The organism is Flavobacterium anhuiense (assembly GCF_004151235.1).
GTDB classification, from domain to species: Bacteria; Bacteroidota; Bacteroidia; order Flavobacteriales; family Flavobacteriaceae; genus Flavobacterium; species Flavobacterium anhuiense_A.
This window is the reverse complement of record NZ_JUIV01000019.1, coordinates 44909-65095: the sequence shown is the minus strand read 5'-3', so window position 1 is coordinate 65095 and position 20187 is coordinate 44909. Positions and strand designations below refer to the sequence as shown.

General features: G+C 33.9%; 20 protein-coding genes. 12 read left to right on the top strand and 8 right to left on the bottom strand.

The features are described 5' to 3' along the window. The first annotated feature begins 3 nt into the window (after window positions 1-3). The 3 genes from NU08_RS18655 (at window position 4) to NU08_RS18645 (ending at window position 2810) form a co-directional block, all read left to right on the top strand. Window positions 4-849 (top strand): sulfurtransferase, encoded by an 846-nt coding sequence (locus tag NU08_RS18655; RefSeq protein ID WP_129748601.1) that lies wholly within the window; start codon window positions 4-6, stop codon window positions 847-849. Window positions 850-932: 83 nt separating this feature from the next. Next, complete coding sequence (locus NU08_RS18650) at window positions 933-2192, top strand: ATP-binding cassette domain-containing protein (protein WP_242502595.1); 1260 nt, start codon at window positions 933-935, stop codon at window positions 2190-2192. Next, window positions 2193-2810: a family 16 glycoside hydrolase gene (locus NU08_RS18645; RefSeq protein WP_129748600.1), complete on the top strand. Its 618-nt coding sequence runs from the start codon at window positions 2193-2195 to the stop codon at window positions 2808-2810. A gap of 229 nt (window positions 2811-3039) precedes the next feature. On the opposite strand, the gene NU08_RS18640 is transcribed toward NU08_RS18645, so the two are convergent. Together NU08_RS18640 and NU08_RS18635 are read right to left on the bottom strand one after the other, a co-directional pair. Further along, on the bottom strand, window positions 3040-4083 hold the full coding sequence (locus NU08_RS18640; protein ID WP_129748599.1) for an RluA family pseudouridine synthase: 1044 nt from the start codon (window positions 4081-4083) through the stop codon (window positions 3040-3042). After that, window positions 4073-4690, bottom strand: coding sequence for a PASTA domain-containing protein (locus NU08_RS18635; RefSeq protein WP_129748598.1), 618 nt, complete (start codon window positions 4688-4690; stop codon window positions 4073-4075). The genes NU08_RS18640 and NU08_RS18635 overlap by 11 nt, the downstream gene beginning before the upstream one ends. A gap of 315 nt (window positions 4691-5005) precedes the next feature. Here NU08_RS18635 and NU08_RS18630 point away from each other — a divergent pair, with 315 nt between their 5' ends. The 3 genes from NU08_RS18630 to NU08_RS18620 all read left to right on the top strand — a co-directional run bounded on the left by NU08_RS18630 (window position 5006) and on the right by NU08_RS18620 (window position 7241). Beyond that, window positions 5006-5977, top strand: coding sequence for a D-alanine--D-alanine ligase (locus NU08_RS18630; protein WP_129748597.1), 972 nt, complete (start codon window positions 5006-5008; stop codon window positions 5975-5977). A 147-nt stretch (window positions 5978-6124) separates the two neighbouring features. Beyond that, window positions 6125-6583, top strand: coding sequence for a pantetheine-phosphate adenylyltransferase (gene coaD / locus NU08_RS18625; RefSeq protein WP_129748596.1), 459 nt, complete (start codon window positions 6125-6127; stop codon window positions 6581-6583). Between the two features lie 79 nt (window positions 6584-6662). Then, window positions 6663-7241 carry a PhnA domain-containing protein gene (locus NU08_RS18620; protein ID WP_129748595.1) on the top strand — a complete coding sequence of 193 codons (579 nt, stop codon included), beginning with the start codon at window positions 6663-6665 and terminating at the stop codon, window positions 7239-7241. Between the two features lie 273 nt (window positions 7242-7514). Here NU08_RS18620 and NU08_RS18615 read toward each other — a convergent pair whose 3' ends face one another. Then, the gene (locus NU08_RS18615) at window positions 7515-7961 is read right to left on the bottom strand and encodes a hypothetical protein (protein WP_129748594.1); all 447 of its coding nucleotides are present in this window, start codon (window positions 7959-7961) and stop codon (window positions 7515-7517) included. A 221-nt stretch (window positions 7962-8182) separates the two neighbouring features. Next, entirely contained in the window at window positions 8183-9544 is a 1362-nt protein-coding gene (locus NU08_RS18610) for a DEAD/DEAH box helicase (protein WP_129748593.1), read from the bottom strand. Window positions 9545-9801: 257 nt separating this feature from the next. Between NU08_RS18610 and NU08_RS18605 the strand changes: the two genes are divergently transcribed. Further along, a complete protein-coding gene (locus NU08_RS18605; RefSeq protein ID WP_129748592.1) occupies window positions 9802-11529 on the top strand; it encodes a M14 family metallopeptidase in 1728 nt (575 codons plus the stop codon). A 999-nt stretch (window positions 11530-12528) separates the two neighbouring features. Here the strand turns inward: NU08_RS18605 and NU08_RS18600 are convergent. Continuing rightward, on the bottom strand, window positions 12529-12933 hold the full coding sequence (locus NU08_RS18600) for a helix-turn-helix domain-containing protein (RefSeq protein ID WP_129748591.1): 405 nt from the start codon (window positions 12931-12933) through the stop codon (window positions 12529-12531). 870 nt (window positions 12934-13803) lie between these two features. Here NU08_RS18600 and NU08_RS18595 point away from each other — a divergent pair. Further along, window positions 13804-14034: a DUF4287 domain-containing protein gene (locus tag NU08_RS18595; protein ID WP_129748590.1), complete on the top strand. Its 231-nt coding sequence runs from the start codon at window positions 13804-13806 to the stop codon at window positions 14032-14034. Window positions 14035-14238: 204 nt separating this feature from the next. Here NU08_RS18595 and NU08_RS18590 read toward each other — a convergent pair whose 3' ends face one another. Continuing rightward, window positions 14239-15768 (bottom strand): GLUG motif-containing protein, encoded by a 1530-nt coding sequence (locus tag NU08_RS18590; RefSeq protein ID WP_165352484.1) that lies wholly within the window; start codon window positions 15766-15768, stop codon window positions 14239-14241. Window positions 15769-16167: 399 nt separating this feature from the next. Here NU08_RS18590 and NU08_RS18585 point away from each other — a divergent pair, with 399 nt between their 5' ends. Together NU08_RS18585 and NU08_RS18580 are read left to right on the top strand one after the other, a co-directional pair. Beyond that, window positions 16168-16905, top strand: coding sequence for a DUF6882 domain-containing protein (locus tag NU08_RS18585; protein WP_129748588.1), 738 nt, complete (start codon window positions 16168-16170; stop codon window positions 16903-16905). Between the two features lie 20 nt (window positions 16906-16925). Next, window positions 16926-17261 carry a cyclic-phosphate processing receiver domain-containing protein gene (locus tag NU08_RS18580; RefSeq protein ID WP_129748587.1) on the top strand — a complete coding sequence of 112 codons (336 nt, stop codon included), beginning with the start codon at window positions 16926-16928 and terminating at the stop codon, window positions 17259-17261. Between the two features lie 159 nt (window positions 17262-17420). Here NU08_RS18580 and NU08_RS18575 read toward each other — a convergent pair whose 3' ends face one another. Continuing rightward, on the bottom strand, window positions 17421-18059 hold the full coding sequence (locus NU08_RS18575; protein WP_129748586.1) for an NUDIX hydrolase: 639 nt from the start codon (window positions 18057-18059) through the stop codon (window positions 17421-17423). Between the two features lie 7 nt (window positions 18060-18066). Here NU08_RS18575 and pyrE point away from each other — a divergent pair, with 7 nt between their 5' ends. Further along, window positions 18067-18711: an orotate phosphoribosyltransferase gene (pyrE, locus tag NU08_RS18570; protein ID WP_095930841.1), complete on the top strand. Its 645-nt coding sequence runs from the start codon at window positions 18067-18069 to the stop codon at window positions 18709-18711. A gap of 97 nt (window positions 18712-18808) precedes the next feature. Beyond that, entirely contained in the window at window positions 18809-19201 is a 393-nt protein-coding gene (locus NU08_RS18565) for an SRPBCC family protein (RefSeq protein ID WP_111283220.1), read from the top strand. A gap of 186 nt (window positions 19202-19387) precedes the next feature. Here NU08_RS18565 and NU08_RS18560 read toward each other — a convergent pair whose 3' ends face one another. Continuing rightward, complete coding sequence (locus NU08_RS18560; RefSeq protein WP_129748585.1) at window positions 19388-20116, bottom strand: biotin--[acetyl-CoA-carboxylase] ligase; 729 nt, start codon at window positions 20114-20116, stop codon at window positions 19388-19390. Between the last annotated feature and the right edge of the window lie 71 nt (window positions 20117-20187).

Genomic DNA, 20187 nt, shown 5'->3' with positions numbered 1-20187 from the left:
AAAATGTCTGCTACACTTTCACCCTTAATTACAGCTCAAGAATTAACTGCCAATTCTAAAATCATTTTGATTGATGCTAGAGCTGGCGCGAATACATTTGAAAATTATCAAAAAGAACATTTAAAAGCCGCACGTTTTGTCGATTTAAATCGCGATTTGGCTGCAATTCCAGAAAATCCAGCCAATGGTGGAAGACATCCCCTGCCATCTCCAGAAAATTTTTCACAAACACTTTCTTCTTTAGGAGTTTCACCTTCAGATCATGTTGTGGTTTATGATGATAAAAACGGTTCCAATTTCGCAGCTCGATTCTGGTGGATGATGCGTGCGATTGGACATGAAAAAATTCAAGTTTTAAATGGCGGTTATCCAGCGGCAATTCAAGCAGGTTTCCCAACCAATTCTGGAATTGAAACTTTTGAAAAAACAGTTTATCCTTCTCAAGAATGGAAATTAGCTTTAGCGGATATAGAAGAAGTCGAAAAAGCTCGTAAAAACAATCAAAATATCGTAATCGATGTTCGTGACAAAAACAGATATGATGGTTTAACAGAACCGCTAGATTTAGTTGCAGGACATATTCCTGGAGCTATCAACGTTCCGTTAACTGAAAATCTGGATGAAAACGGATTCTTTAAACCAGCTGATGAATTGGCTGAAAAGTATAAAGCTATTTTGAAAGATATAAAACCTGAAAACACAATCGTTCACTGCGGTTCTGGAGTTACAGCCTGCCATACGTTATTGGCGATGGATTACGCCGGACTTCCAATTCCGAAATTATATGCTGGCTCTTGGAGCGAATGGTCAAGAAACGACCGAGAAATGGCAACGCAAAAAACAGAATAAAATATATTTTTTTGCCACAGATTAAAAAGATTCGAATGATTAATCTTTTTTAATCCTTTAATCTGTGGCTAAAAAAAAAAACAATGCAAATAAAAATTACAATGCAACACTGGGATATACTTTTATCAAATCAGGTAAATAAAAAGAAATTAATAGACAATATATTAAATGGCGAAGCAGCTGGGGAATTAGCCATTTTTAACAATCAAAAAGGAATACTGTTTTCTGATATTGCGATTGAAAAATTCATCGAAAAAGAATTTCAATATGACAGCGTTGAAGCTTCTCCAGATTCACACAGACAGCTTCGAACTTTTTCTTCTGGCGAACGTAAAAAGGAGTTTTTAAAATACTGCATCAATCAAAAACCAGATTTTATCATTTTCGATAATCCATTTGATCATTTGGATCAAGCTTCACGAGTAGTTTTAGCCGATTCGTTAGAGGATTTAACCAATGACATTGCAATTATTCAGCTTTTAAACCGTACCGTTGACGTTCTTGAATTTGTACCCAATAAAGCGCAAATTAAAGACAATACATTCGAATTACATCCATTTAAAAAAGCCGAAAATCATTTCAAGACATTAAATACAACTGCAATTCCAAAAGCAACAGAAACTCATACTTTTCCTGAAAATGAATTAATCAGACTCGAAAATGTTTCGGTAAGTTATGAAGAAAGAAAAATCCTGAACAACATTTCTTGGACCATCAAACAAGGCGAATTCTGGCAGTTAGTCGGTCCAAATGGTTCTGGAAAAAGTACCATTTTATCTTTGATTACAGGAGACAATCCGAAAGGTTTTGGGCAGAATTTATTCTTGTTTGGAAGAAAAAAAGGAACTGGCGAAAGTGTTTGGGATATTAAAAAACAAATCGGAATTTACGCCACTTCTATGATGGATTTGTTTCAAAAAGGACATACGTTGGAACAAATGATTCTCTCAGGATTTTTTGACCAAATTGGATTGTATACAGAGCCTACAACACATCAAAAAAACATCGTGACGCAATGGCTTGAAGTGATCGAAATGACACATCTAAAAAAAAAACGTTTTATAGACCTTTCTATCGGGCAGCAGCGCGTTGCATTAATTGTTCGCGCCGTTTTAAAACATCCGCCATTATTGATTTTAGATGAACCAGTAGAAGGTTTAGATGACGAAAATGTAGATTTGGTAATTCAGCTCATCAACACCATAAAACAAGAAACCAATGTTTCTATACTCTATGTTTCGCACCGAATCGAACAAGGCCTTGCTCCTACTTCTGTTTTCGAACTTTTGCCTTCAGAAACGGGATCAATCGGAAAAATAAAATACCACTCAGAATTAAATTAAATGAAAACAAAATTTGCAGTATTTCTCCTTTTACAATTCATCTTGATTTCGTGTTCTAGCACTATTTCAACAGTAAAAAAAGAATATACTTTAAACAATTCAAAAGAGCTAAAATCAGATTGGACGATTAATTCTAAAGAATGGATTCTAAAAAAAGATACTCTTACAGGAAAAGGTTCTCTTTCGCCTTGGGGCGTTTTGGTTTCAAAAAAACAGCTTCCAGCGAATTATGAAATCGATTTGAAAGTCAATATGACCAATGAATCTTTATTCGAAATCATGCTCAATTTAGATAAAAGAAAATACATTAGAACATATTTGTATCAAATTGATCAAAACATTGTAATTGGTGACGGAGTTTATGATAAAAAAGACGATTCGTATGGCAAACGAGGCGGAAAAACCTTATTTAGAAAGCCAATGCAATTAGAAAACAACAAATGGTATGCTATAAAAATTAAAGTCGTAAACAACCAATTATCATTTTCTGTTGATGGCAAAACAACTTTAGAATGTTCTTTAGAAAAAAGCAATCTAAACCAAAAAGGAAAATTAGGCTTTATAACCAACGGAGAAGTCAAAATAACGGATTTAAGTATTAAATATATTCAGAATTAAATTAGATAATTTGTCAATTAGAAAATTAAACAATGTGCCCAATTAGAATGCAAGTAGAGGCGCACTGCAGTGCGTCTCCACAACGAATATCCACAATACGTAAGGCGCACTGCAGTGCGCCTCTACAGAATATTGGAACGATACTAATGGTTAAAACAAAAAAAAGCTCCTTTTGGGAGCTTTTTTTAATATAAGAATTATCTAATTTTCTAATTGACAAATTATCTAATTAACTTTCATCTTCAACATTATGCGACTTCACATAATTACGCCATTTCTCAATACAATCCTGAAAATCCTGAGGCAATTCTGTATCAAAACGCATTAATTCTCCCGTATTTGGGTGAACAAATCCAAGCGTTTTAGCGTGTAACGCCTGACGTGGTAAAGCTTTAAAACAATTCTCAATAAACTGTTTATATTTCGTAAAAGTCGTTCCCTTCAAAATCAAGTGACCGCCGTAGCGCTCATCATTAAATAACGGATGACCAATATGTTTCATATGCGCACGAATCTGGTGCGTTCTTCCTGTTTCTAGTCTACAAGAAATAAGAGTTACGTAACCAAAACGCTCCAAAACTTTATAATGCGTAATAGCAGGTTTTCCAATTTCTGGATCATCAAAAACCGCCATTTGCATTCTGTCTTTCAAATGTCTCGCTAAGTTTCCTTCAATTGTACCGCTATCTGCCACAACATTTCCCCAAACAAGAGCAATATACTCACGTTCGGTAGTTTTGGCTTCAAATTGCTTTGCTAAATGCGTCATAGCAGCTTCTGTTTTGGCAACAACCAAAAGACCAGAAGTATCTTTATCGATTCGGTGAACCAAACCTGGGCGTTCGCTGCTGTTCATTGGCAGATTTTCAAAATGAAATGCCAAAGCGTTTACCAAAGTTCCAGTATAATTTCCGTGACCTGGGTGTACAACCAATCCCGGTGGTTTATTGATAAGCAATAGCGCATCGTCTTCATAAACAATATTCAACGGAATATCTTCAGGAAGAATATGGTTTTCAAACGGAGGATGCGACAACATAACCGTTATCACATCAAAAGGTTTTACTTTATAATTTGATTTTACTGGAATATCATTCACAAAAATGTTTCCATTTGTTGCCGCATTCTGAATTTTATTTCGAGTGGCATTCGGAATCAAATACATTAAATATTTGTCAATACGCAAAAACGCTTGACCTTTTGGGACTTCAAATCTATAATGTTCGAATAATTCGTCTTCTAGATCTAAATTTTCTTCAATATTATTGTTCATCTGCTGGGGTTTCTACAGGCACTGCAGTACTGTCTGCCTGACTATCATCTACATAACTTGCTTTTCCGTCTCCTAAAACCAAATCAATTTTAGAAGCTTTAAGCACGCGATCTCCTACTTTTAAGTTTCTTCCTTTCAAACGCATTTCCAAAACCATATCTTTTCCAAGATTTGGAATATATGTAATCGTTCCTGGTTCAAGACCTAACGCTTTTAACGTTGGTACAGCTTCACGATATGTTTTCTCGATTAAATCTGGAATTTTTACAGACGAAAAACCAGACGCATTAATCTTAATATAAATTTTTCTACCCACTTTAACCTTTGTTCCAGGCAACGGATCTTGCTCTACAACGCTATATTTTGGGAATTCACTTCTGTAATCAACACTATCCAATAGAACGTAATCTAAATCTAGTTCATCCAATTTTTCTTCAACTTGTTCTTCAGTCAATTTAGACAAATTCGGAACAGCAATTTCGTGTCCGTGATCAGTTGTAAAAGTCAACCAATGCATAAATAAATAACCAATAAGCGCAATAATTGCTGCCGCAGCAAGCAATTGCAAGAAAAAAACTCGGCTTGTTAAATACTGACGTAAACTCATAAATTTATTTTTAATAGCGACAAAGATAAAGTATTTCGTTTCAAAAAAAATGATAATTTTGTTTAAAACAAGAAAGTGCCATGATTGTCATCCTAAGCGAAGTCGAAGGATAATTTTCAGGAGCTGTTTCCTGCTATCCGCTGTATCTTTTGCGCCGAACCCCGGCACAAAAGGATGCCGCTTCTATCAGGGCTAAGACACTTGGTTTCATAAGAACGTTATTTATTAAAAAATCATATATCAAATTAAAGTTTCAAAACAGATTTAAGCGATTTTCATCAAAACTTGAAACAAATTAAAATCCAAAATAAAAACATGAAAAACATTGCCATCATCATGGGCGGCTATTCCAGCGAATACAAAATATCATTAATTAGCGGGAACGTCGTGTATCAATATCTTGACAAAACAAAATACAACGGATTCCGTATTCACATTTTCAAAGAAAAATGGGTGTATGTTGACCAAAATGATGCCGAATTTCCAATTGATAGAAATGATTTTTCAGTTACAGTAAACGGTGAAAAAATCACATTTGACTGTGTTTTCAACGCCATTCATGGAACTCCAGGCGAAGACGGTTTAATGCAAGCTTATTTCGAATTAATCGGTCTGCCACAATCTTCTTGCGATTATTACCAATCGGCTTTAACATTCAATAAAAGAGATTTATTGTCGGTTTTAAAACCATACGGAATCAAAACAGCAATTTCTTATTACTTGAACAAAGGAGACGAAATCAATACTGCCGAAATCGTTAAAAAAGTTGGACTTCCTTGTTTCGTAAAACCAAACAAAGCAGGTTCAAGTTTCGGAATCTCAAAAGTAAAAACCGAAGCTGAATTGCCAATTGCAATTGAAGTGGCATATAAAGAAGATAACGAAATCATCATTGAAAGCTTCCTTGACGGAACTGAAGTTTCTGTGGGAGTTATCAATTACAAAGGCGAAATTATCGTTTTACCAATTACAGAAATTGTATCAGACAACGATTTCTTCGATTATGAAGCCAAATACGAAGGAAAATCGCAAGAAATCACGCCTGCAAGAATCTCTGACGAATTGACTAAAAAAGTGTCAGAAACTGCAAAACGCGCTTACGAAGTTTTAAAAATGAGAGGTTTCTCAAGAAGCGAATTCATCATTGTAAACGGTGAACCGCACATGCTTGAAATGAACACCATTCCAGGTTTAACAACAGAAAGTTTGATTCCGCAACAAGCAAAAGCTGCAGGAATTTCTCTAGAAGATTTATTTACAAATGCAATTGAGTTAGCTTTAGCTTAAAGATACTAAGGTTCTGAGATTCTAAGTTACTAAGATTTCAGAACCTTATTTTTTATAACATAACTCTCAGACTGAACGAAATCTAAGTCATCAAAATACTTTGCGCCTTTGTGCCTTTGTAGCTTTGAACCTTAAAAAAGAAAAAAAATGCGAAAAGCCATATTCCCAGGATCATTTGACCCAATTACTTTAGGACACGAAGACATTATCAAAAGAGGAATTCCTTTATTTGACGAAATTGTGATTGCTATTGGGGTCAATGCCGAAAAAAAATACATGTTTTCATTAGAAGAAAGAAAACGCTTTATAGAAGAAACCTTCAAAGACGAACCAAAAGTTTCGGTTATCACTTACGAAGGCTTAACGATTGATTTGGCGAAAAAAGAAAAAGCCAATTTCATTCTAAGAGGTCTTCGTAACCCAGCCGATTTCGAATTCGAAAAAGCGATTGCACACACCAATAGAAAACTGTCTAAAATAGAAACCGTTTTCTTGCTTACAGCTGCAAGCACTTCATTTATCAGTTCGAGCATTGTACGCGATGTATTGCGTCATGGTGGCGAATATGAGATGCTGGTTCCAGATGCGGTAAGGATAAAAAAATAACACAACAAACAACAAACCATAAACTTGCCAGCGAAGCAAATTATAAGTAATTTCGCATTTTTAAAACAAACACCAAACAATGAGTATCGAGAGAGAATTAAGCAAACGGAGCGGGTCAAAATGCGAACTTTGCGGTAATGAAGAGAATTTAAAAGTTTATCAAGTCCTTCCTACTAGAAAAGGTGGAATTGATGAAGCAATATTAGCCTGTAACACTTGCATTGACCAAATTGAAAATCCAGACAATGTAGATTTAAATCACTGGAGATGCCTTAACGACAGCATGTGGAACGAAAATATTCCTGTTCAAGTTGTAGCTTGGAGAATGCTTAGCCGTATGCGCGCTGCAGGATGGCCGCAAGAATTGCTTGACATGATGTACCTAGACGACGAAACGCTAGAATGGGCAAAAGCAACAGGAGAAGGCGAAGATGACGAAAATAAATTAGTTCACAAAGACAGTAATGGCGTGATTTTACAGCACGGAGATTCGGTTGTTTTAATCAAAGATCTTAAAGTAAAAGGATCAAGCATGGTTGCCAAACAAGGAACTGCTGTGAGAAACATTCGTCTAGACCACGAAAACGCTGAATACATTGAAGGAAAAGTAGACGGACAGCAGATTGTGATTATTACGCAATACGTTAAGAAGATATAATTTTTTAAGTTGCTAAGATACTAAGCTGCTTAGTTTTTGACTTAACCGCAAAGCGCGCAATGATTTACGCAAAGTTCGCAAAGTTTTATTCACAAAGCTTTGCGAACTTTGCACTTTAAAAAGATTTCATAAATAAAAAACTTGGCGCACTTTGCGTTAAAATTAAAGATAAAGTTTATTAAACTTGAAACCTGAAACCTGAAAATTTGAAACATAAAAAAAGCCCGTTCATAAAACTGAACGGGCTTTTTAATATTTATTTCTCGCAGAAAATTACTTTTGGAATAATTTATTGATTTGATCTTTTACGAAAGGCTCAGAAACGTTATTTGTATCAGCATCTCTTTCTTTGCTAGAAACCATAAATTGTACAGTTGCTTTGTCTGGAACTACGTTTCCTGTGTAGTGCAACCAAATGTAATTGTTTGGCAATTCTAATTTGATATCATACAAAGGCGTTGCAGTAAATCCTCCTACGATAATGTTATAAAGATTGTTGTATGCATTATCGATGTTTTTGAATGAGAACTTTCTTAAGTTAGAAGAATCCTCATCGCTTTGGATAATTGTGTAATACACCGTGTACTCATCTCCAATTTTTTGGATGTAATTGTTATTTACTTTCCCTAATTTCTCAACAGGAACAGTTTCAAGAACCTTTACTTGTGCAAACGAAACAAAGCTAAATAACATAGCTGCAAGGGTAATAATGTTTTTCATACTGAATTTGGGGTTACAATTTTACTGTAGCAAAAAAACATAGAATTATTGAAAAAACACCTATCAAATCATTATTTTTTTAACATAAAATTGTAAAACTTAATCACTAAATTATAAACTACTGAAATACAATAATATAAACATTAAAAAACTCAACTACTAAATTCCAATTCTTAATATCTACACCTTGCTTCTTGCATCTTTCCTCTAAGTATCCAGAATCAGTACTTCCCTCTCTTCTCGTCTTCTTCTTTCTTGATGACATTTCGGGCAACTTCAATTTTAAACTTCTTGCCTTTCATCTTCTCGTCTTTGATGTTTTTCAGAAGATCCTTTACTTTATTGTATTTCACGGCTGCAAACGAAACAAAATCTTTCACTTCAATCAGACCTAAATCGTCTTTTTCTAGTTTCCCTTTTTGAGAAAAGAATCCAACGATATCAAATTTGTTCAGTTTTGTTTTCTTTCCCCCACTGATGTAAATAGTCTGAAACTTAGGCGGACTTGGAAGCGAAACTTTTCCTTCCACATCAAAAACCTCCATTTCGTAATCAATGTAATCCAATTGTTTTTCACTTTCGTGAATTATAACATAAGCTGTTCCCGTTGCTTGCATACGCGCTGTACGTCCGTTACGATGCGTAAACTCGTCTTCTTTTAACGGAAGATGATAATGAATAACATGTTTCATTTCAGGAATATCCAAACCTCTAGCAGCCAAATCTGTTGTTACTAGATACGTCACACTTCCGTTTCTAAACTGAATTAGAGCTCTCTCACGCTCTTCCTGATCCATTCCGCCATGATAGTACACCGAATAGATTCCTTTTTCGTTTAAAGTATCGCTAATGCGTTCTGCAGCATCGCGATGATTACAGAAAATAATTGCTGATTCTGATTTCAGCGAGCAAATCAAATTGAACAAACTCTGCAGTTTATCTTTGGCTGGCGAAATCACCATTTTCATTGAAAGATTTGTCTTTTCTTCTTCCTCTGGAATAAAATCTAAAACAGTCGGATTTACAACGCGCGTATATTTCGGAATTTCAATATCTGAAGTTGCCGAAACCAAAACTCTTTTATTGACTTTAGCCAATCTTCCAATAATAAAAGACATCTGCTCATGAAACCCTAATTGAAGCGATTTATCAAACTCATCTAAAATTAAAGTCTGAATTTTATCGGTTCTAAAAGTATCTCTGTCAATATGATCGGCAATTCTTCCAGGCGTTCCAATTAAAACCGCTGGCGGATTGCTTAAGTTTTTCATTTCCGTTTCAATCGAATGTCCGCCGTAACAAATATTCACTTTGTACTGCGTTCCCATCTTCTTCCAAACCTGTTCAATCTGAAGTCCTAATTCTCGAGACGGAACTAAAATCAAACATTGAACTGATAAGATTTCTGGCTGCAATAATTCTAAAATTGGAAGCAAAAACGCTAATGTTTTTCCAGATCCTGTTGGAGAAAGCAATAAAACGTTGTTATCGTTCAGAATAACGTCATGAGCAGTTTCCTGCATTTCGTTAAGATTCTGAATCCCTAAATTCGAAAGTATATCGTTGGAATGGTGTTTTTTCATGCTGCAAAAGTAGGGAAAAAAGTTGTTTCAAGTTTTTCTTGTTTCAGGTTTCATGTTGGTTAATGTAAAAGTTTTGTTTCACGCAGATTTAAAAAAGATTTAGGCAGATTTAAACAGATTTCTCTAGCATAAAAATCAAATAAATCTGCTAAAATCTGGAAAATCTGCGTGAAACCATTAACCCAAAAGCATATCAACTTGAAACCTTAAACTTGAAACAAAAAACTTTATATTTGATTCCTATTAAACCCAAAACCATGAAACTTTTTACATTTCTCTTTTCACTTTTCACCATAACCCTTTCTGCACAAAACAATAAAAAATACGATACGTTTTTTGAAAAAGGAAACGGAAACCAATCGGCTTCGTATCAAGAAACGATTGCTTATTGGAAGATGCTGGCCAATGATTTTCCAACCATTCAAATGAAAGAAATGGGATTGACAGATTCTGGCGAACCTCTGCACATGATTACTTTTAATCCTGACAAGGAATTTGATTTTGATAAAATTCAGAAAACCAAAGCGGTATTGTTTGTAAATAACGGAATCCATGCGGGAGAGCCAGACGGAATAGACGCTACAATGCAATTCTACAGAGATTTGGCAACAGGAAAAATGAAAGCGCCAAAAAATACCGTTTTGGTTACGATTCCAGTTTATAATATTGGCGGAGCTTTAAATCGAAATTCTACAACGCGCGCCAACCAAGACGGACCAGAGATTTATGGTTTTAGAGGAAATGCAAGAAACTACGATTTGAATCGTGATTTAATGAAATCGGATACAAGAAATACCAAAAGTTTTGTAGAGATTTTCCAAAAAATAAATGCCGATGTTTTTATTGATAATCACGTGAGCAACGGTTCTGATTATCAATACAAACTAACGTACATCATGACACAGCACAACAAACTGGGAACGGTTTTGGGCGATTTTATGAATAACGAAATGATGCCTGCTTTGGTAAAAGATCTTCAGAAAAAGAAAATTGAAACGACACCTTATGTCGATTCGTTTAAAGATACTCCTGACAAAGGTTTTGGGCAGTTTGTGGATAGTCCGCGATATACAACGGGTTATACTTCATTGTTTAACACGATTGGATTTGTGGTCGAAACGCATATGCTGAAAAAATATGCCGAACGTGTAAAAATGACCTACGAATACATGAAATCGACTTTAGATTTTACCGACGCCAATTATCAAAAAATAAAAGATTTAAGGGGAAAGAATTTAGAACAATATCAGCCTAAAAAATCATACACTTTAAAATGGGAAATGGATAGCACAAAAGCAACCACTTTTTCGTTTTTAGGTTATGAAGCAGGCTACAAAAAAAGCGATGCCACAACAGGAGATCGTTTGTATTACGACAGAACGAAACCGTACAAAAAAGACGTTCCGTACATCAAAGAATTTAAATCGGTTAAAGAAGTTGTGATTCCTACGGCTTATATTATTCCTAGAGGATATTGGAATATTATTGAGCTTTTGAAAAACAATAATATCTTGTTTAAACCAATTAAAAACGATACGATTATAGAAGTCGAAAGCTACAAAATTGCCGATTTTAAAACCGCTCCGTCTGCTTACGAAGGACATTACATACATCGAAATACAACCGTAACATCTAAAATCGTTAAAATGGCTTTCGCCAAAGGAGATTACATTGTGCCAACAAACCAAAAAGGCGTAAAATATCTTCTAGAAGCCTTTGAACCAGAAGGTGTCGATTCATTCTTTAATTGGAATTTCTTCGACCCAATTTTACAGCAAAAAGAACATTACTCAGAATATATTTTTGAAGATACTGCTGGACAACTTTTAAAAGAAAATCCATCGCTAAAAGCAGAATTAGAAGCTAAAAAACAAAACGATCGCGAATTTGCTAAAAGCGCCGAAGCACAATTGGATTGGATTTATAAGCATTCTGTTTATTATGAAAAAGCGCATTTGCAGTATCCTGTTTATCGAGTGCTTTAGTTGTTTTTTATTAAAAGAGCCGCAAATTTTTTTGAGGCTCTTTTTTTCATCTTATTAATTGTTCTGTTTTTGTTTTCGAAGTTTAAAAATATAGATTATAGTTCCTATTATTAAAACTAGCAAAACAGGAAAAAAATAACTCACCATGTAATAAGTATCGTGAATATTAATAGTAAAAAAATATTGAACAAAGTAAAAATAAACGAGCAATAAAGTAGAGATTGCTAAAAAAATAAGGTAATTTCTAGTAAACATTTTCATGTATTTTGATTATAAAAAAAGCATTAAACATTATAAAATAACCAAATTCTTTATCTTAAAAAGCTAAACTTTGATATCTGGTTTTTGCTTTTTCACTATTGCTATAACGTAAATTGATGATATTACAAACACGGTTAAAGGAAGTAAAAAAGCACTGTGTATGTTCTGGTAATTATTCAAAAGTCCTGTAACGTAAACCAGATAAATCAACAACACTACAAAACAACCCAAGAGAAATTTATAATTCCTACTTATTAAAAACAAAATAAGCAGAAAAAATACAGGAATAATTGATAACCCTTCCCAAAATATACCAAACCTCACGCTACTAAAAAGATCGTGCAAAAATTGGTAGAAATAAATCAGCAGTAAAGCAATGATTGGAACCCCATTCTCTTGAACCCCGAAGATTAATAGAAAAGAAAACATTGCGATGAATCTTGCAACTTTTAAATTTATTGACATGTTTTATAACAATATGGTTAAATAACTTAATTCTCACAAACATAAACTTTATTTTTAAATATTAAGAAAAGACTTATTTTACTTTTATGAAATTTACCAAAACCATAATTAATCTACTACCTACGCGACTGTCCTGCTTGTGAATGTAATCTAAATCCAAACTATAAAAGTCACAATCAAGACGTTTACTTCAGTGACAATAAACCAAACAAAAAAGCCTAATAAAATATAATGTTTTATTAGGCTTTTAACCTTCAGAAAGAACAAAAAAACTTATTTATCCTTCAATATTTTTTCTAAATACTCCACTTTATCTTTTTCAGCTTGAACCAAGCGTTCGTAAAGCTTTTTATTTTCTTCGTAAGCTTCAATTAATTTATCTAGCGGATTGAAAGTACAATTATTGTTAAAAGTTCCCGCGCTTTGATCAGTAAAAGTATTAAAATAATTGAACACACTTTCTTCCGAAAAATTCTTTATAGCTTCTACAGTTACTCCCAAAGCTTTTGCCACATCAGCAAGTCTTTCGTCATCAACATTTTCACTGTTTTCTATGTTAGAAACTGCCTGTTGGCTTAGTCCTAAAGCCTGAGCCAAAGCTTCTTGCTTCATGTCACGAAGTTCACGAATTCGGCTTATTTTTCTTCCTATATGGCTTGGTTTTGATAGTGTGCTCATAATTGTAATGTATTGCTTATTAAACAAAAGTACGATTTTTGAGACATGAAATTAAATAAGTTTTAAGTTTCTGAGATTCTCTGATGGTAAGTTTTCTTTTTAATGTTTAATATTCCTTTAAAACGAGCATTCAAATCGTGAATCAAACGTTCCTACGGAATGAAAAAACATAATTCAAATTTAATTCTTACCAACCAGACATTTCTAGCGGATCGAATTGTATCGGATTATTTTCATCAATTATAATGATTAATATTCCGTTAGGAATATCTTGTCGGTAGAAAAAAATATTGTTTCGCATTGTGTCCTGTAGGGACACCTGTTATACGAAAATAACACACCTGCATTACCAATCAAACGTTCCTACGGAACGTATAACTATAATTCAATATTTCGTTTTCTACCAATGAGACATTCCTAACGGAATGTTTTTTTTAAATATTGGCAATTTTAAACCTGAACCACAGAACTTTGTCAAAGTTTTAAACTTTGACAAAGTTAAATTAGATTAAAAAAAAGTCTTAATTTGCTCTCTAAAATATCTTTTTTGATAATTAATAAAAAAGTCATTTAAAGCACCTTAACTTTATTTTTTTAACCGTAAAAACAGAAACTTTATACATTATGAATGCAGTTATAAAAGATTACGATTATACGTTGATGGCTTGGCAATTTTTTTGTTTGCTTTTTGCAATAGCAATATTTTACTTGCTGTACAAAATTTATAAAAAGGTCAAATAAATTATATCAAATAACCCTATGATTTATATCGTTGTTTTATTTAAGTTGAACTAAATAAATTAAAAAACCGAATACTAATCCTACTTTTAATTTGTATTTTCGTTTCACTTAACTTCTAACTTATATTTTATGTCATTTCAGGGATACCTAAAAACAATCAAAGAAAAAACAGGAAATGGTCCAGCTGAGTTTAGAACTTTAGCTGAACAAAAAGGATTTACTGCAAACGGAGAATTAAAAGCCGAAGTAAAAGCTGGAGATATTGTAAACTGGCTTAAAAATGATTTTAGCTTAGGGCAAGGACATGCAATGGCAATTTACGCACTGCTTAAAGGAATTAAAAACGAGGATAGCGAATAAAAAGTTTTAACTAAAAACAAAAAGAACTTTTGAAACCTAAGTGCTGGCATGAGGGATAGAGCCAATCCACCACCACGGATACGAGAGCCCGACAGCAATTAAAAAAGATCCTATGAAAGCAACTTTCGTTGCCAAAGATATGCTGTAACAAAAAAAACCTCGTAAGCAAATGTCTTACGAGGTTTTTAATTTATAGTAATATTTTTATTGACCGCCAAGTCCCACTAAAGTAGGATATTTTCCGCTTGTAAATTTCCAATTAGCACTTGTCCAAGTACTATTATAAGGAGTTCCTGTTTTCATTTCGGCAGTTGTTTTACCAACCGCTTTGCCACCATCATCAGAGGTTGATTGCCCTGTAGTTTGAATATCCCAAAAGCAATCCGGAGCAGAACTCCAGTTAAAATTAAACCCAACCAATCCACCACCTGTTTCTACTTTTCCTGTAGCATAACAATTAGTGATTTCACATGCATTCTTTCCTATAAGCGCTCCTCCATATTTATAGGTTCCTGTTAGAGAGCCTGTAGCATAACAATTTTCTAGAATACAAAGATAATTGTAACCTACTAAACCACCAGCAAACGAGTCGCCCCCAGCTTCAACATTAACAGTGCTATAGCTGTTTGAAAGCTTACTTGGTCTTCCATTTTCATCATTGTTAATTCCAACTAAACCACCTACATGTTTTTGAACCGAAAGACCTGTTAGTACAACTTTTCCAGTTGAAAAACAATGCGATATTGTCCCTCCTTGATTATTACCTACCAATGCGCCTACATTCCCGCCACCTGTAATATTTACTGAAACAAGCCCAAGATTTTTAACAACGCCTTTGGCTCCTAATACAGAAATAAATCCTATATCTTCTGCACTTCCACGTTTAATCGTCAAATTTTTAACAACGTGACCATCTCCATCTATAATTCCTTGGAAAGTATTAAAATTCCCAATAGAATTCCAACCTTGATTTGCGTAATTTTCTCCAATTTCGTAATCTGTACCATTTACATCTGGCATTGTAATATCATTCATCAGTTTAAAACTACTAGTAAGATACGAATTTGGCATCCAAAGATGTTCTGGAGTATAAATACCATAAGGATTTGTAATCTTGTCGTAAGCTGGTATTTTAATTGTATACGTCTTTTTAGTTTTACCATCAGCGGCTGTAATAGTAAAAGTAAACCCTGTTGAATTATAATCGCTTTCTTCATTACTCCCACCTTCTGTCATTTCTGCACCAGCTGGCAAAATTGGGAATCCAGTAATAAATTCAATATTAGCAGGAGCGTTATAAAAAACATTTTCTCCTTCTTTAAGCGCAGGTAATTCCCAATATATCTGCGAGTTATCTCCCTCAAAAGTAAAACCAAGCACATCAGCTGAGTTAGGAGGCGCAATAGTATAGTCTTGTGTACTTCCGTCTTCAGCAGTAACGGTGTATGTGATCGCCTTACTAAAATCATTTTTGGTAGTGCCACTAATCTGTTTAACAGAACCTACAGTAACTTTAGCTCCTGTCGTTGTAAAAGTAGCTGCTAGACTAGTTAAGTCAACATCAGCAGGAAATACAACTGTTATTGTATGTTCTTTTTCGTTAATTGTACCTGTTACTGCAGGGTCTACAAACGAGAATGCAGTAATTTCTTTAGAACTGCTAGTGGTTGGTCCTTCATTTACAGGTTCATCACTGGAACATGAATACCCGACAGTAATAAATAATGCAAGCATAGTCACATATTTACAAAACGATACAGTAGATTTTCTTTTTTTTAGCATTTTTAATTAGGTTAGATTTATAGAAATGTTTCTGTTTTGGTTTATTGTAATTAATCGATGTGTTATAAACATTGCCAAAATTATTTAATCGGTTTGTATTATAATTACGGCTTTCCTCATTTCAAAGTAGTTTTTGCATTTAATTTTTAAAATCAATGCTAAAAATTAAGAAATGCGTTTTCTCTGATTAGTAAAATGATTAAATCTATCCGATTCACAATCTAACATTCTATGAATTTATAAGTTCAATTTCTACATATCAGTAAAAGACACTATTAATTATTTTCTTACTTATTTTTTAAATCATATATTTGAAAACAATACTATTTGCAACAATAAAAGCCAAAAGAAATGGGAATATTTAATAATCTCTTCAAAAAGAAAGAAGAAACAGCTTCAACAAGTATTCAAAATAATCACACGATCAGTTTTACTTCTGAAAATGATTTTTTAGAAAAATATGGCGCTCTTGCCTTAGAAAAACAAAGAAATCTATACAATGTAACAGGCGGGCTCTCTTGGAATGTCAATATGGACGCAGAAGAAATTACTTTTGGTGATGATCTTACTTTTCCAATGCAGGTTTTGGGTTCGTTTTCGCATTCGTCAGAAACTTGGCTTTGGCTTTGGGACAACAAAGCAGGCGGCTATGCAGAATCTGTTATGCAACAAGCACTTTCATTAAAGCAATACGGAGAAGAAAACAATATTGATTTATTAAGTGTTGGAAAATTTGATGCTGTTCCAAATGATTTACATCTTATTGGAATGATTGCTACTACAATGTTCAATTTGAGCGGTTATTATCTTGGAAATTACGGTCAAGGGACAATGGTTGTTACACTTAAAGATGATGCGATTGACAATACCGAAAGTGAGGAATTATCAAGAATTTTGACTGTTTTTCCAGAATTGATTTCGACGTTTGACATTGTAAACCATAAAGATGCTTTTATCAATTATCTTTCGCAAAAAGGGTATGAATTGGCAGTAAATGGAAATGAAGTTAAAGCAGAAAAAAATTATAATGTGATTAATGCTGTTTTCAACCAACATAATCTTTTGACCAGTTTAAATGGCAATTCTTAAGATTAATAAAATTTAGACAGATGTCATACAAACTTTTTCTTGACGATTTACGAGATGTTCAAATGGTTTACAAAAACTTGACCGATGACGATTTCGTTATTGTCAGGAATTTTCTTGATTTCAAAAAAGCAATTTCAGAAAAAGGACTTCCTGAATTAATTAGTTTCGACAATGATCTAGGGCTCGACGAAAATGATAATATCGCAGAAGATGGTTATGCTTGTGCCAAATGGCTTGTTTACGAATCTGGATTAGATTTAAGTGATTTGAAGTTTAATGTCCATTCTGCCAATCCTGTTGCAAGTGTACAAATTCAAAGTTTGCTTGATAATTATATTAAACATTTGAAAGGTTAGTATTTCTCCTGCGTGAGGGATAGAAGCAAGCTACCAAAGTAGCGCGGATAGCCCGACAGCAATAAAAAAAAGACCCAATGAACGCAAAGTTGATTGGGTCTTTTTTTTATTGGTGGCACGTCCTAATCTAAGATTCTGAGATGCTAAGGTTCTAAGTTTTTAAGATTCTAAGTTTTCTTTCTTTGTCTTTAAATCTACTGGAACTTTTTTTTCTTCTTCAAACAATAATTTAATGTTTTCGTAAGAGTTTTTAAGCGCTTCTTTGATTTGTTCTGGGTTTAACCACGCTACTTTTTCGATTCCTTCTTCTAATTGTCCGTGTGGTGTTCCTTCAAAATCGGAAAACATTTCGAACCAATGCGTGATTTTAAGTTTGTATTTTCCGTTGCGTTTAAAGATATGATAGGTTTTTTGAAGTTTGTTCGTAATACGAAGCTGGTTTACTCCTGTCTCCTCCTCTACCTCACGCATAGCCGTCGCTTCAATGTCTTCCCCTTTCTCGATTCCGCCTTTTGGCAGATCCCATTTTCCGTTTCTAAAGATAAACAAGACTTCGCCCTTTTTGTTATAGACAAAGCCTCCGCCCGCTTTATTTACCGGAATTTTGGCTTTTAGAGTTTTCATCATCTCACTTTCGTCGGGATGATATAGAATAGCTTTTTGAATTTTATTTTGAAAAATTTTTATAATAAGCTGTTCGATATCAATACTCTCCAACAAGAACAATTGGAAATCTGTTTCCTTTGAGATTTCATTTGTCAAAAAAAGTGGTTTGTCGTTTACAAAAACTTTATACATTTGTATTATGATTTTTAATAAAGATACTGCCGAAAAAACAGCCGAATTGCTTTTGCAAATAAATGCAATTAAATTGAATCCCGAAAATCCTTTTACATGGGCTTCTGGTTGGAAATCTCCTATTTACTGTGATAATAGGTTAATTCTTTCATTTCCGAGCATCAGAAACTATGTTCGTGATGAGTTTGCTAAAAATATCGAAAAACAATTTGGAAAACCTGATGTTATTGCTGGTGTTGCTACTGGAGCCATTGGAGTTGGAATTTTGGTTGCCGAAAGTTTAGGCCTTCCGTTCGTATATGTGCGTCCTGAACCTAAAAAACATGGTAGACAAAACCAAGTGGAAGGTTTTTTACAAAAAGGACAAAATGTTGTGGTTGTTGAAGATTTAATTAGTACTGGAAAAAGCAGTTTGATGGCTGTTGAAGCTTTAAGAAGCGAAGGTGCAAATATTAAAGGTATGGCGGCTGTGTTTACTTATGGTTTTGGCGTTGCCGAAGAAAACTTCAAAGAAGCTAATGTTGATTTATTCACTTTAAGCAACTACGAAAACCTATTAGATTTAGCAGTTCAGAAACAATATATCACAGAAGATCAGCAATCTACTCTTCAAGAATGGAGCGTAAGCCCATCGACTTGGGGACAGGAGTAAGATTTTAGATTTCAGCTTTGCGAACTTAAATAAAGTCAAGCAACATAAAAAAACCTTGCGCACTTTGCGGTAAAAAACAAAACAAACAAAAAACAATATGAACTTAGAAAGTCCAAAAGTTACTGTTCAGAAATCGGCTCAGGATCTATTTGATCAACTGACTGACGTAAAGAATTTCGAAAAATTAATGCCAGACAATATCGCTAAATTTGAAGTGACTGGCGAAGACGCTTTTATTTTTGGATTGAAAGGGATGCCGGAAATCAAATTAAAAATGAAAGATAAAGTAGCTCCAAACAAAATTGTTTTGGGTGCTGCAAGTGATAAACTTCCGTTTACACTAACTTCAAACATTGACACTGTTTCTGATTCAGAAAGTGCTGTTCAATTATTTTTTGAAGGAGAATTCAATGCTATGATGGCAATGATGGTTAAAGGTCCAATCAGTAAGTTTATTGAAACTTTAGCAAACAATATGAACAAGCTTTAATAATGGTAAATTATTAATTGTGAATTATAAATGAAAGCCCGATTAATGAAATCGGGCTTTTTTTTTGAATGCCACGAAGACGCTAAGGCACGAAGTTTTTTTGTTCTAAAATAATATACTGGACGCACTGCAGTGTGTCTCTACAGAAAACCTTTGTCACTTTGCTTCTCTGTTACTTTGCAACTCTCAATAAAGCATTTTAACTTCCTTAATCTCAAATTCAGCAATCGAATCATCTTCTAGCAAAACCTGTAGCTTACCAATTGGAGAAACACCCTGAATGATTCCCATAAAGTCTTGATTATTGTTATCTCTAAATGCTGTTGGAACTCCTATTTTAAATAAAAAATTGAAATAATCGTCCCAAAAAGTCTGTGCTGAGATATCCCAAAATTGGATTTTCTCTTTTAACTTTTCTACAATTAATACTGCCAATTCTTCTTTATTGAAAGATGTACCTGCAATTACTGCCATTGAAGAAGCAGTTGGCAATTCAGTAAAATCGGTTTGATTGACATTGATTCCGATTCCAGCCACTGACACGATTCTGCCATCGCTTTTTAAGGTATTTTCGATTAATATGCCAACCAATTTCTTATTATATGACAGAATGTCGTTTGGCCATTTTATACAAATATCAGGAATATTTAATGTTTTTAAAACCTCTGCAACCGATAAAGACACAATGAGACTTAAATTGAAAACTTCTTCGTTACTAAAGAGAAAATCTTTAATCAAAACGCTCATAGTTAAGTTTTTACCAGCTTCAGTCTTCCATACGCCTCCTACTTGCCCCTTCCCTTTTGTCTGATTTTCAGCTGTTACCGTTGTAAAATTCTCCAGTTCATCTTGACTTGCCAAAGCCTTTAGGAAGTCATTTGTCGAATCTATGGCATCGAGTTTGATTAGTTTCATTAAATAATTTAAATATCTTAATTTAATATTTTGTTAAGGTTCAAAAATAATCACAAAATTTGGTAACTTTA